The sequence below is a fragment of the Pseudomonas sp. NPDC087615 genome (assembly GCF_044743445.1).
GTDB classification, from domain to species: domain Bacteria; phylum Pseudomonadota; class Gammaproteobacteria; order Pseudomonadales; family Pseudomonadaceae; genus Aquipseudomonas; species Aquipseudomonas baetica_A.
This window is the reverse complement of record NZ_JBIUWM010000050.1, coordinates 1-12,878: the sequence shown is the minus strand read 5'-3', so window position 1 is coordinate 12,878 and position 12,878 is coordinate 1. Positions and strand designations below refer to the sequence as shown.

Below are 12,878 nucleotides of genomic sequence, written 5' to 3'. Positions count from 1 at the left end.
GCTCGGTATCAATGATGGCAATTTAGCGGCACTTGACCGACTTAGCAAACTGCCGAGTGATAACTAGAACACATAAAGCGCAAAAGGTTTAAAACGTGGGGTTAGAAACTGACGATTGGCAGATTTCAGGCAGAGCACTATTCACTGTGGGAGCAAGCTTGCTCGCTCCCACAGGTTTTTGGGTGAATCAGCGGGCCTTGGGGGTGGCCACTTTATCGCGCAGGTAAACCGGCTGCGCATCATCGGCCGGAATCGTTTCGCCGCGCTCCCAAGCGAAGCGTGCCAAGGTCAACAGGTCTTCGGCGTGGGGCAGCATGCCCGCGTCTGAACCGGTCAGATTCACTGCGATACGCTCGCCATAGCCCCAGCCAGTGCCGGCACCGAACCATTCGCCACTGGCATCGACCGGCAGCGCCGCGACTTCCGGCGGCAGAACCGCTTCGGCGCCGACCAGACGCATCTCCCCCGCCGTCTCGCGATAGCAGCCCCAATACACTTCGTCCATGCGCGCATCGATCGCCGCTGCAACCTGGCTCACACCCTGCTCGCGAAAAGCACGTTGCGCCAACACGGCCAGGTTGGACACCGGCAGCACAGGGCGATCCAGCGCGAACGCCAAGCCCTGCACCACACCGATGGCAATCCGCACACCGGTAAACGCACCTGGCCCACGGCCAAACGCAATGGCATCCACCGCTTGCAACGTCGTACCGGCATCGGCCAGCAATTGCTGGATCATCGGCAGCAGCTTTTGCGCGTGCAGGCGCGGAATCACCTCGTAATGGCTCGTGACCTTGCCGTCATGCAGCAAGGCAACGGAGCAAGCTTCAGTCGCGGTGTCCAGGGCCAGCAAGGTGCTCATCGATGTATCCAAAACAGGGGTGGGGGAAAAAGTGCGTCAGTATAAACAACTACGGCCCGCAAGCGGGCCGTGGATGATGCAGCTAATCAGCTTTTTCAGCTCAGCGCTTCAAGCACCTTGGCGGTGATTGCTTCTACCGAACCAACGCCCGGGATGTGGCTGCACTTCGGCTTGCCGTTGGCAGCCGACAGCTTCTGGTAGAAATCCACCAGCGGCTTGGTCTGCGAATGGTAGACCGACAGGCGATGACGCACGGTTTCTTCGGTGTCGTCCTTGCGCTGTACCAGCTCTTCGCCGGTGATGTCGTCTTTGCCAGCGATTTTCGGCGGGTTGTAGACGATGTGATACACCCGGCCGCTGGCTTCGTGAACACGACGTCCGGCGATACGCTGAACGATTTCTTCGTCTTCAACGGCGATTTCAACCACTGCGTCCAACTCGACGCCAGCAGAAACCAGGGCTTCGGCCTGCGGAATGGTGCGCGGGAAACCGTCGAACAGGAAGCCGTTGGCGCAGTCAGGTTGCGCGATACGATCCTGAACCAGTGCGATGATCAGATCATCCGACACCAGGCCGCCGGCATCCATGATGCTTTTGGCTTGAACGCCCAGTGGAGTGCCGGCCTTGACCGCTGCACGCAGCATGTCACCGGTGGAGATTTGTGGAATGCCGAATTTTTCGGTGATGAACTTAGCCTGAGTACCTTTACCGGCCCCGGGAGCTCCCAGCAGAATGACGCGCATTAGATGTGCTCCTCAATTTTTTTATAAAAAGCTTTTACAAAACAAAGGACTCGCCGCATGGGACGATTCCTGAAAAATACGGGTCGTGGCCGCAGAAACGGCCAAAGGCTGATCAAGATACACAGCAGGCTGCGCCCACACAAGACGCCAAAAGTCGGAGAAACCCGCGCCTGCCGCGACCTCGCGACGCGGTGACCCAAGTCGCAACCCCGTCATTTACTGTCGCTTGGCGGCACTTTCCTCAGCGTGCGAAGCGGCACCCGGCGTTGACTCCGGGCACCGCATGCCATGGCAAAAACCTTAGCCGGTATTACGCAAACCGGCGGCAATGCCCGCCACAGACACCAGTAACGCCTGTTCCACCGGGCTGCCCTGCTCGACATTCTGCTGTCGCGAACGAGCCAGCAATTCGGCTTGTAATAGATGTAGCGGGTCGAGATAGGTGTTGCGCAGACGGATGAATTCAAGGGTGTCCGGACTGTGTGCCAGCAACTGCGACTGACCGGTCAACCCAAGCACCACCGAGCACGCCTGCGACAATAGGTCGCGTAAGTGCGCACCCAACGGCAGCAACTCCGGCTCGACCAGACGCTCGTCGTAGGACAGCGCAATATCGGCGTCAGCCTTGGCCAGGACCATTTCCAACATGTCGATACGCGTACGGAAGAACGGCCACTGTTCGCGCATCTGCCCCAGCAACTCGCCCTCGCCGCGTTCCAGTGCCTTGCTCAGCGCCGATTCCCAGCCGAGCCAGGCCGGCAGCATCAAGCGCGTTTGCGTCCAGCCGAAGATCCACGGGATCGCCCGCAGGCTTTCAATACCGCCAGCACGGCGCTTGGCCGGACGACTGCCGAGCGGCAACCGGCCCAATTCCTGCTCCGGCGTGGACTGACGGAAATACTCGACGAACTGCGGATTCTCGCGCACGACGTTGCGATAAGCGCTGACGCCGTCGGCCGCCAGTTCATCCATCAGATGGCGCCATTGAGGCGTTGGCGGCGGCGGTGGTAGCAACGTGGCTTCGAGCACAGCGGCGAGATACAGATTGAGGTTTTGTTCGGCAATGTCCGGCAGACCGAATTTGAAACGAATCATTTCGCCCTGCTCGGTGGTGCGGAAACGCCCCGCGACCGATCCCGGTGGCTGCGACAGAATCGCCGCGTGCGCCGGGCCACCGCCACGTCCCACGGTGCCGCCACGACCGTGGAACAACAGCAGTTCGACTTGCTGCTCGCGGCAAATGTCCACCAGCCGCTCCTGCGCGCGGTATTGCGCCCAGGCCGCCGCCGTCGTGCCGGCGTCCTTGGCCGAGTCGGAGTAACCGATCATTACTTCCTGCGGGCCTTGCAGCCGCGCGCGATAACCCGGCAGCAGCAACAGACGCTCCATCACCGGCCCGGCGTTATCGAGGTCAGCCAGGGTTTCGAACAACGGCACGACGCGCATCGGCCGCAACACGCCGGACTCTTTGAGCAGCAATTGTACGGCGAGCACATCGGACGCAGCGCCGGCCATCGAGATCACATAGGATCCCAGCGAGGCGCCCGGTGCGGCGGCAATTTCCTTGCAAGTGGCGAGCACTTCCGCGGTGTCGGCGGACGGTTTGAAATGCGCCGGCAGCAACGGCCGACGATTGCTCAGCTCGCGGGTCAGGAAGGTGATGCGCTGCTCTTCGTCCCAGTCTTCATAACGACCGAGCCCAAGATAGTCGGTGATTTCAGTCATGGCCGAACTGTGCCGCGACGAGTCCTGACGCACATCCAGGCGCACCAAAAACAGGCCGAAGGTTACGGCCCGGCGCAGGCAATCGAGCAGCGGCCCGTCGGCGATCACGCCCATGCCGCACTCATGCAACGAGTTGAAGCACAACTCCAGCGGGTCAAGCAGATCGCGGTTGTTGTGCAGCACATCGGCAGGCGCCGGTGTCGCCGCCGTCAGCGACGCATGCGCCCAGTTGCGGGTGGCACGCAGACGTTCGCGCAATTGCTTGAGCACCGCACGATACGGCTCGGCGCTGTCGCCGGCCTTGGCTTTCAGCGCATCGCTGGCCTGCTGCATCGACAACTCGGCCGCCAGGTGATCGACATCGCGCAGGTACAAATCCGCCGCCATCCAGCGCGCCAGCAGCAACACTTCGCGAGTCACCGCAGCCGTAACGTTGGGGTTGCCGTCGCGGTCGCCGCCCATCCAGGACGCGAATCGAATCGGTGCGGCTTCAAGCGGCAAACGCAGGCCGGTAGCCGCGTGCAGCGCCTGATCAGCCTTGCGCATGTGGTTGGGAATCGCCTGCCACAGCGAGTGCTCGATCACTGCAAAGCCCCACTTGGCTTCGTCGACCGGCGTCGGGCGCGTGCGGCGGATTTCTTCGGTGTGCCAGGCTTCAGCGATCAGCCGTTGCAGGGTGTTCTGGATATGCTCGCGCTCGGCCGTGGTCAGGTCACGGTGATCCTGAGCGGCGAGTTGCGCGGCAATCGCGTCGTACTTCTGGATCAGCGTGCGGCGGGCGACTTCGGTCGGGTGCGCGGTCAGCACCAATTCGATTTCCAGCCTCGCCAGTTGCCGGGCCAGCGATTCGGCGCTGTGGCCTTCGTTGCGCAGGCGCGCAAGCAATTCGGGCAAGACACGGGATTCGAACGGCGCAGGCTGCGACTCTTCACGGCGATGAATCAACTGATACTGCTCGGCAATGTTCGCCAGGTTCAGGAACTGGTTGAACGCCCGCGCCACGGGGAGCAATTCGTCTTCGCTCAATTGATTGAGGCTGGCGCTGAGTTCAGCGTCCGTGGAGCCTCCCCGGTCGGCCTTGGCACCCTTGCGGATCTGCTCGATCTTGTCGAGAAAATCCTCGCCATACTGGTCTCGAATGGTATTGCCCAACAGCTCTCCGAGCAGGTGAACATCCTCGCGCAAGCGTGCATCAATATCAGTCATCAGCAGTTCTCCAGCAGTAATCCGGACGGCTTAGAAACGAGTGCATGACCTAGAGAGTGCCGCTCTGCGCCGCTTCTTACAAGCAGGCGACGAAGGGACTTTAAACCTTGTGGCCGAAAGCTAGTCTCAACACTGAGCCGCACAACGGCTTGCCGCCGGCCCCGCCGGACACTCCCCCCTGGCCTGCTTTGATCAGGTGCGACATGAGGTCTTTATGAAAATCCGTGAACTCGCCCAGCATTGGGAAGAAAACGCCAAAGGTCGTATGACCGACACGGGCTACACGATTCATCTGGACGTCGAGGCCGCCGCCCGCCTGGCGGCAATTGCCGAGATGTACCCCAAACGCCACCCCGAAGAACTGCTTGGCGAACTGCTTGGCGCCGCGCTTGAGGAGTTCGAAACGAGCCTGCCCTATGTGAAAGGCTCAACCGTGGTCGCGACTGACGAGGAAGGCGATCCGCTGTACGAAGACGTCGGGCCGACCCCGCGCTTTCTCGCCCTCTCACGCAGGCATTTGCAGGACTTGTCGTCCGCTGAAAACAAGCAAAAACATTGATCGGACGTAGATCAAACGGTGGGCGCGGGCTTGCTCACGAACGTGCTCTTACAGCCGGCATTCCTGTCGACTGAATCGAGGCTTTCGCGAGCAAGCACGCGCCCACATTGACCGAATCGCTCCCTTGGGCAGGGTATGTTTTCGGGCTGCAAAAACTCCCGCGCGTACCACTCAAAATCGCCAAAGTTCCCGTTTTAGAGCCCTGTCCATTCGGTCAGCATTTTTTTTGGCGATAGGCCATCTTTTCTGAACTTTTGAAAAACGTCTCCGGTCGGAACCTGTAACCACGCCTGGAACGAGCGTTTCAAAAACGCGCTGTCACATGACGCTTGCGGCTCCTCGACCAGGATGGATTTTCGGTTTTATCAGGAGTTAAACAATGGAGTTGAAGACCATGAAGACCCAAACCTCGTTCTCTCACTTGCGCGGTCTGAAACTGGCTGCTCTGGCCATCGGCACCAGCTTCGTGCTGGCCGGTTGCGCAGGCAATCCACCGAGCGAGCAATACGCCGTGACCCAATCCGCCGTGAACAGTGCGGTGAGCGCCGGTGGTACTGAATTCGCTGCTGTGGAGATGAAGCAAGCGCAGGACAAACTCAAACAAGCCGAAATCGCCATGCACGATAAGAAGTATGACGAAGCCCGCGTCCTCGCCGAGCAGGCCGAGTGGGACGCTCGTGTCGCCGAACGCAAGGCTCAGGCCATGAAAGCCGAGCGGGCGGTGAAGGATTCCCAGAAAGGTATTCAGGAACTGCGTCAGGAAAGTCAGCGCACCGTGCAATAAGCGCGCATCCCGACTGCAAAGCTGAAACTCTTATCGATAGAAAGGACGAAAAACTATGCGTAAGCAACTGATGATCCCCGCTCTCCTGGCCGCAAGCGTTGCCCTGGCTGCCTGCTCTACCCCGCCGAACCCGAATCTGGAACACGCGCGCACCAACTACGCCGGCCTGCAAGCCAACCCGCAAGCGAGCAAAGTCGCAGCCCTGGAAACCAAAGATGCCAGCGATTACCTGGACAAGGCTGACAAGGCTTACATGGACAAGCAAGATGCGTCCAAGGTCGATCAACTGGCTTACCTGACCAACCAGCGCGTGGAAGTGGCCAAGCAGACCATCGCCCTGCGTACCGCTGAGAACAATCTGAAGAACGCGGCAGCCCAACGTGCCCAAGCGCGTCTGGATGCTCGTGACCAGCAGATCAAACAGCTGCAGCAAAGCCTGAACGCCAAGCAGACCGATCGCGGTACGCTGGTGACCTTCGGTGACGTGCTGTTTGCCACCAACAAGGCTGACCTGAAATCCAGCGGTCTGGTGAACATCAACAAACTGGCGCAGTTCCTCCAGCAAAACAATGATCGCAAAGTGATCGTCGAGGGTTACACCGACAGCACTGGCGCCGCGTCGTACAACCAGTCGCTGTCCGAGCGTCGTGCGACGTCGGTACAGGTCGCACTGATCAAGATGGGCGTAGATCCTGCGCGCATCGTGGTTCAGGGTTACGGCCAGGAATATCCGGTAGCCGATAACGGCAGCGTATCGGGACGTGCGATGAACCGTCGTGTGGAAGTGACTATCTCCAACGACAACCAGCCGGTCATGCCACGTTCGGCTGTCAGCTCCAACTAAGCTGTAAGCAGTAACGCAAAAGCCCCGCCTGAGTGATCAGGCGGGGCTTTTTGTTGGTTTTGGGTGGCAGGCTTGCTCGGGTTATTGCTCGAGTTTTTGCGGTGTTTCCTGCCCCATGCAACGCACCGCTTTCTTCTGGCCGTTGATCAGCACACCGGTCAAACCTTTCTGCTCGGTATCGAACAGCACCAGTACCCCATCAATGCACTGCGCCACTTGCGCCGCCGGGTCCAGCGAGACTTTGTAGTCCTCGCCCGGCACGGTCTTGAGCATGGTGAATTCGTTGAGCAGCAACGCATCCTCGGGTTTGGCGAAGTGCAGGTAGCCGTAGTACCACAGGGCACCCACGGTGCCGAGGATGCTGCAGATACCGGTGATGATCAGCGGGATAGCGTTGCGTTCTTCACTCATTGCGGACTCTCGTTTTCAGAATTCGGGGGTGGCGGGTAATTGGGGATTTCGCCGAGACGGCGCAGGCCGTTGAAATGCTCGGGATCGTCTAGATAGCGCAGCATCACCTGACGCCACACCGGATCGCCGAACGTCTGCACATGGCCGCCACGGGTCAACTGCAGAACGCGCGGCGGCGGCGCCGCTTGATACAGACGGATGCCATTGGAAAGCGGCACCAGCGGATCGTCGATGCTGTGGAACATCAGTTTCGGCACGCCGTTGAGTTGCGGCATCGAGTGGATCGCACTGTCGCCGTCCGGCACCAGCCACGACAGCGGCACCTGGAACGGCCAGGTCAGCCACGAGGTACTGAGCGCATATTGGCCGACGCTTCGATAGCTGGCAGGCACACCGTCGAGCACCAGGGCCTTGAGCTGTTTCTGCCGCTCAGGATGCTGTACCAGCCAATGCACGGCCATCGAACCGCCAAGGCTTTGACCGAGCAGGACCAGCGGCTTGCCTTGGACCTCAGGCGCTTTGTCCAGCCAGGCGAACGCGGCGTCGATATCCTGATAGATCGCCGGCAGGCTCGGCTCGCCCTCAGACAGGCCGTAGCCGCGATAGTCGACCAGCAATACCTGATAGCCGTTTTTCGGCAACCACCAACTCCCGCCCAGGTGCATCGGCAGATTGCCGCCGTTGCCGTGCAGATGCAGCACCGTGCCTTTGACGTCTACGCCGGGCTTGGCCGGCAGCCACCAGGCATTGAGCTTGAGGCCATCAGCCGTCACCAGCGTGACGGTGCGGTATTGGAGTTTGGCTTTTTCCGGGGTGAAGACCTGACCGGGTTCCGGGTAGAACAACAGCGAACTGCAACCGCCGAGGGTCAGGAGCAGGCAAAAGATGCCGAGGATTCTCATCCGGTGAAACCTCGCGAAAATTCGGGTTGGTACACGATTGAAAACTGTAGGAGTGAGCCTGCTCACTCCTACAAAGGTTTTGTGTTGGTTCAAAGGATGTTGGAGTAATCCGCTTCGATCCGGTCCAGGCTCAAATGGTTGAGGAAGTTGGAGAAGCACATCCACGCCGACAACGCGTTCAAGTCGCGGAACTGGTCCGGCAAATACTTCGGCGCCACCACCAATCCCTCATCCACCAATTGGCGCATCGTGCGCATGTCCTCCAGCGTGGTCTTGCCGCAGAACAGCAACGGAATCTGCTCAAGCTTGCCCTTACGCACGGCCAACTGAATGTAGTTGTAAACCATGATAAAGCCCTTGAGGTAGGACAAGTCTTTGGTGAATGGCAGACCAGTCGGTGTCGAACCTCGGAAAACCCGACTGGCGTTGCCGTAGCTTTCCGCCATTTCAAAGCCCTGCTCGCGGAAGAACTCGAACACCTGCAAGAAGTCCGCGCCCTCCTCGACCATGTGGATGGCGCGGGTGCGGTTGGTCAGTTTGCGCAAACGACTCGGGTAGGAGGCAAAGGTGATGATTTCCATCAGGATCGCCAGGCCTTCCTGGGTCACCGTGGACGAGGGCGGCCCCTTGGACAGGAAGGTGCAGATCGGCTGGTTCAAACCGTTGAGCGTGGTGCCGACGTGCACCAGGCCTTCGTGAACCTCCAGCGCACGTACGTCGCGGTCGTTAAACATCGCATCGGTACGGATCTTGATGTAGTCGGCCCCCGCCGCCGCGTCGGCGACGATGCCGTCGGACTCGAACACGCGGATGGTTTCCTCGGCCTCGCCGAACACCTTGTTCAAGCGCGTTTGCAGCAGGTGCACGGCGTCCTTGGCGGTGAGGATTTTAGGTTCGTCCTTCAGGTCGCCACGGCCATCGATGTTGTTCAAATAGTCGGACATCATCAGGCCGAGGTCGGCCAGGGTCGGGTCGCCGGCGTGGAAGGCATCCGAGGCGGCGCCGTAAAGTTCCTGCGAGATCAGACCGAAATCCTCGGTGCCGCGCGCTTCGAGCATGCGCACCACCATGCGGTATTCCTTGCACATGCGGCGCATGATCTGCCCGACCGGGTTGAACTGGCCGAGCTGGCGGGTGATGTCGCGCTCGATGTTCTGGAATTCCAGTTTGACCTTGCTCGAATCGAAGGTCAGTGGCCGATTGAGGTAGTAGTCGCGATCCACCGCAGGCATTTCCTTGCCCTTGGCCTTGAGGAAGCCCTTGCGCACGTTCTCGTCCCACTTGACCGCATCGAGCACGCGAATCGGCGTCTGCGCCAGCACAATGCGATCGGACAACATGCGTATCGTCTGCTGGTAATCGTCCACCCGAAACTCCTGTAGAAAACGTGACGTACTGAATTATTTGCCCGCGCGCTGGCGCTGATAACGCGCAGCCTCGACGAACACATCGGAATTGGCCGGATCGTCGAGGTAAGCAAAGACCTTGTCGAGTGGGCTATCGACTTGCGCGCCGTCGCCATCGTCGGTCTGGAAGGCCTGTCCGTCGAGGGCTTTTTCTTTGATCGCTTGGTTGATCTGCTCGAGATCGAGGCTGTAGACCACCAGTTCGTGTTTGTCGGTGAGTTCGAACCCGGCGATGGTGTAGTGGCTGCCGAACCGCGCCGGTACTTTCGCTGACAGATACCAGCGATTGCCATGACGGGACACCGTGAAAGGATAGGCTTCGCGCTCACGGGGCTTGGCCTTCAACCAAGTGACAGCCTGATAACGGTTGCTGCCGACACGCGTCAGCTCAAGGCTCATCGGCTCGCCCCAGGCATTGGTGCTCGACCATTTGCCGAGCAAGCCCTTGGGCGCCGGGTCACTGCTGGCCAGAGGCGCCTTGAAAGTCACCAGACAGCCACTGAGCAACAGGAACGACAAGGCGATCAGCACACCACGCCAGGCTTTCATTCAATACTCCCTATGAACAATCACGGCCCTGAAGATCGCCACAGTCCCCCGTGGGAATTATGATTGCCTCAGAGGGTTACACCGACGCCAGCACCAAATGCATATACCGCGTCAGAATGTCGAGCATCTCCTGCTCGGCCAAAGGCTCGGCTTCGTTGAGCAGGCCCTGATATTCCATCCGTCCGATAATCGCCGTCAACACCTTGGCATCCTGCTGCGGTTCCCGCGAGCCCAGTACCTGAAACAACTGGCAGGTACCCTGCAGCAAAATCTGCTGATGGGATCGCACCAGAATGGCCAGGCGCGGGTTAAGCAACGCTTCCTGACGGAACGCCTGCTCGGCCATCAAATGCTCGCGACGGTTGACCAGTTGCCGATGGACATAATCGGTCATCAGCCGCGCAATATTGTCGGCCAGTTGCGAACGCGACTCCGGGCTGCCATCGCCACTGACGACCATCTCACGCAGCAGACCTTCGTTGTTGACCCACAATTTGGCCATATAGGCCGCGCTGCGTTCGACGTATTGGGCGAAGGTATCGGTGAGCAGGTCATCGATGTCCTTGAAGTAATACGTGGTGGCCGACAGCGGCACACCGGCCTCGGCCGCTACCGCACGGTGGCGCACGGCACGCACGCCATCACGCACAACAATGCGCATCGCCGCGTCGAGAATGACCTGTCGACGCTGTTCACTGCCCTGTCGGCTGGCCTTGCGGCCCTGGTACTGAACACTTTCAGCGACCGCAGTGGCGATACCCGCTGCACCTTCTTGAGCGATTGCAACCATCACGACAGCACTTCCTCTGCTATGTCAAAAGTAACCAATTGATACATTTGTACCAGACGGGCAATAAAAAGCCGCCTGTTTTAGGCGGCTTTTTAACTGAAACGTTTACGCTTGCGGTCGCATGTGCGGGAACAGGATCACATCGCGAATCGACGGCGAGTTGGTCAGCAACATCACCAGACGATCAATGCCGATCCCTTCACCGGCCGTTGGCGGCATGCCGTACTCGAGCGCACGAACGAAGTCGGCGTCGTAATGCATGGCTTCGTCGTCGCCGGCGTCCTTGTCGGCCACCTGCGCCATGAAGCGCTCGGCCTGGTCTTCGGCGTCGTTCAACTCGGAGTAGGCGTTGGCGATTTCACGGCCACCGATGAACAGCTCGAAACGGTCGGTGACGTTCGGGTTGTCGTCGTTGCGACGGGCCAGCGGCGACACTTCGAACGGATACTGAGTGATGAAGTGCGGCTGCTCGAGTTTGTGCTCGACCAGTTCTTCGAAAATCATCACCTGCAGCTTGCCCAGACCTTCGAAGCCCAGCACCTTGGCGCCGGCCTTCTTGGCAATGGCGCGCGCCTTGTCGATGTCGTTCAGGTCATCGGCGCTCAGCTCAGGGTTGTACTTGAGGATCGAGTCGAATACCGACAGACGCACGAACGGTTCGCCGAAGTGGAACACCTTTTCACCGTACGGCACGTCAGTGCTGCCCAGCACCAGTTGCGCCAGTTCGCGGAACAGCTCTTCGGTCAGGTCCATGTTGTCTTCGTAGTCGGCGTACGCCTGGTAGAACTCCAACATGGTGAATTCCGGGTTGTGACGCGTCGAAACGCCTTCGTTACGGAAGTTGCGGTTGATCTCGAACACCTTTTCAAAACCGCCAACCACCAGACGCTTGAGGTACAGCTCCGGGGCGATACGCAGGAACATTTCCATGTCCAGCGCGTTGTGGTGGGTTTCGAACGGCTTGGCCGCTGCGCCGCCAGGAATGGTCTGCAGCATCGGCGTTTCGACTTCGAGGAAGTCGCGCTTCATCAGGAAGCTGCGGATGTGCGCGATCACTTGCGAACGTACGCGGAAGGTCTGGCGCACTTCTTCGTTGACGATCAGGTCAACGTAACGCTGACGATAGCGCTGCTCGGTGTCGGTCAGGCCGTGGTGCTTGTCCGGCAACGGGCGCAGCGACTTGGTCAGCAGGCGCACGTCGGTCATTTCAACGTACAGGTCACCCTTGCCGGAACGGGCCAGGGTGCCAACAGCGGCAATGATGTCGCCCATGTCCCAGGTTTTCACCGCGGCCAGGGTTTCTTCGGACAGCGTCTTGCGGTTGACGTAGACCTGAATGCGACCGGTCATGTCCTGGATCACCATGAACGAGCCACGGTTGAGCATGATACGACCGGCAACCTTGACCGGGATTGCAGCCTCTGCCAGCTCTTCCTTGGTCTTGTCCGCGTATTGCTTCTGCAGTTCTTCGCAGTAGTTTTCGCGGCGGAAGTCGTTCGGGAAGGCATTGCCCTTGGCGCGCTCGGCAGCAAGCTTTTCCTTGCGCAGGGCGATCAGGGAGTTTTCTTCCTGTTGCAGGGCTTGCGGATCGAGTTGTTGGTCGCTCATGTCTTTAAATTTTCCATCACAGGTTCGTTGCCCCCGCCATTGACGGGGGACTTAAGGTCGGGCTGACGGCTTTACAGCCCCGATTTCAGGCTGGCTTCCAGGTATTCGTCGATGTCGCCATCGAGCACCTTGTCGCAGTCGCTGCGTTCGATGTTGGTCCGCAGGTCCTTGATGCGCGAGGCGTCAAGCACGTAGGAGCGGATCTGGTGACCCCAGCCGATATCGGACTTGGTGTCTTCCAGCGCCTGGGACGCCGCGTTGCGTTTCTGCATTTCCTGCTCGTACAACTTGGCCCGCAGCATTTTCATGGCGGTGTCTTTGTTGGCGTGCTGGGAACGTTCGTTCTGGCAACTGACCACGGTGTTGGTCGGTACGTGAGTAATACGTACGGCCGAGTCGGTGTTGTTTACTTTCTGACCAGTGGCACAGTTGGTAAGATATGTGTTGTTAAGTAGTTTTTCATTGTTGTTTTTGTTTTGCAGTTTGTTT

The 12,878-nt window shown here is 59.4% G+C and carries 13 protein-coding genes; 3 read left to right on the top strand and 10 right to left on the bottom strand.

What is annotated here, in order from left to right:
• Positions 1-187 precede the first annotated feature (187 nt).
• The 3 genes from tsaB to ppc form a co-directional block, all read right to left on the bottom strand.
• Positions 188-862: a tRNA (adenosine(37)-N6)-threonylcarbamoyltransferase complex dimerization subunit type 1 TsaB gene (tsaB, locus tag ACIOU6_RS21710; protein ID WP_221733965.1), complete on the bottom strand. Its 675-nt coding sequence runs from the start codon at positions 860-862 to the stop codon at positions 188-190.
• A 95-nt stretch (positions 863-957) separates the two neighbouring features.
• Complete coding sequence (gene adk, locus ACIOU6_RS21705; protein WP_401138847.1) at positions 958-1,605, bottom strand: adenylate kinase; 648 nt, start codon at positions 1,603-1,605, stop codon at positions 958-960.
• Between the two features lie 300 nt (positions 1,606-1,905).
• Complete coding sequence (gene ppc / locus ACIOU6_RS21700; protein WP_401138846.1) at positions 1,906-4,536, bottom strand: phosphoenolpyruvate carboxylase; 2,631 nt, start codon at positions 4,534-4,536, stop codon at positions 1,906-1,908.
• 214 nt (positions 4,537-4,750) lie between these two features.
• Between ppc and ACIOU6_RS21695 the strand changes: the two genes are divergently transcribed.
• The 3 genes from ACIOU6_RS21695 (at position 4,751) to ACIOU6_RS21685 (ending at position 6,723) form a co-directional block, all read left to right on the top strand.
• Positions 4,751-5,095 carry a pilin assembly protein gene (locus ACIOU6_RS21695; RefSeq protein WP_221733968.1) on the top strand — a complete coding sequence of 115 codons (345 nt, stop codon included), beginning with the start codon at positions 4,751-4,753 and terminating at the stop codon, positions 5,093-5,095.
• 379 nt (positions 5,096-5,474) lie between these two features.
• Positions 5,475-5,879, top strand: coding sequence for a DUF4398 domain-containing protein (locus ACIOU6_RS21690; RefSeq protein ID WP_221733969.1), 405 nt, complete (start codon positions 5,475-5,477; stop codon positions 5,877-5,879).
• Between the two features lie 55 nt (positions 5,880-5,934).
• A complete protein-coding gene (locus ACIOU6_RS21685) occupies positions 5,935-6,723 on the top strand; it encodes an OmpA family protein (RefSeq protein WP_401138845.1) in 789 nt (262 codons plus the stop codon).
• Between the two features lie 81 nt (positions 6,724-6,804).
• Here ACIOU6_RS21685 and ACIOU6_RS21680 read toward each other — a convergent pair whose 3' ends face one another.
• From ACIOU6_RS21680 to ACIOU6_RS21650, 7 genes are all read right to left on the bottom strand, one after another.
• Positions 6,805-7,134, bottom strand: a complete 330-nt coding sequence (locus ACIOU6_RS21680) for a hypothetical protein (RefSeq protein WP_221733971.1) — start codon at positions 7,132-7,134, stop codon at positions 6,805-6,807.
• Positions 7,131-8,036 carry an alpha/beta hydrolase gene (locus tag ACIOU6_RS21675; RefSeq protein ID WP_221733972.1) on the bottom strand — a complete coding sequence of 302 codons (906 nt, stop codon included), beginning with the start codon at positions 8,034-8,036 and terminating at the stop codon, positions 7,131-7,133. The genes ACIOU6_RS21680 and ACIOU6_RS21675 overlap by 4 nt, the downstream gene beginning before the upstream one ends.
• A gap of 89 nt (positions 8,037-8,125) precedes the next feature.
• Complete coding sequence (locus ACIOU6_RS21670) at positions 8,126-9,376, bottom strand: flavohemoglobin expression-modulating QEGLA motif protein (protein ID WP_221733986.1); 1,251 nt, start codon at positions 9,374-9,376, stop codon at positions 8,126-8,128.
• A gap of 60 nt (positions 9,377-9,436) precedes the next feature.
• Positions 9,437-9,991: a hypothetical protein gene (locus ACIOU6_RS21665; protein ID WP_401138844.1), complete on the bottom strand. Its 555-nt coding sequence runs from the start codon at positions 9,989-9,991 to the stop codon at positions 9,437-9,439.
• Between the two features lie 76 nt (positions 9,992-10,067).
• Positions 10,068-10,781 carry a TetR/AcrR family transcriptional regulator gene (locus ACIOU6_RS21660; protein ID WP_221733987.1) on the bottom strand — a complete coding sequence of 238 codons (714 nt, stop codon included), beginning with the start codon at positions 10,779-10,781 and terminating at the stop codon, positions 10,068-10,070.
• A 105-nt stretch (positions 10,782-10,886) separates the two neighbouring features.
• Positions 10,887-12,389, bottom strand: coding sequence for a lysine--tRNA ligase (lysS, locus tag ACIOU6_RS21655; RefSeq protein WP_401138843.1), 1,503 nt, complete (start codon positions 12,387-12,389; stop codon positions 10,887-10,889).
• A gap of 71 nt (positions 12,390-12,460) precedes the next feature.
• A partial coding sequence (locus tag ACIOU6_RS21650) for a peptide chain release factor-like protein (RefSeq protein ID WP_401138842.1) occupies positions 12,461-12,878 on the bottom strand: 418 nt, incomplete at its 5' end.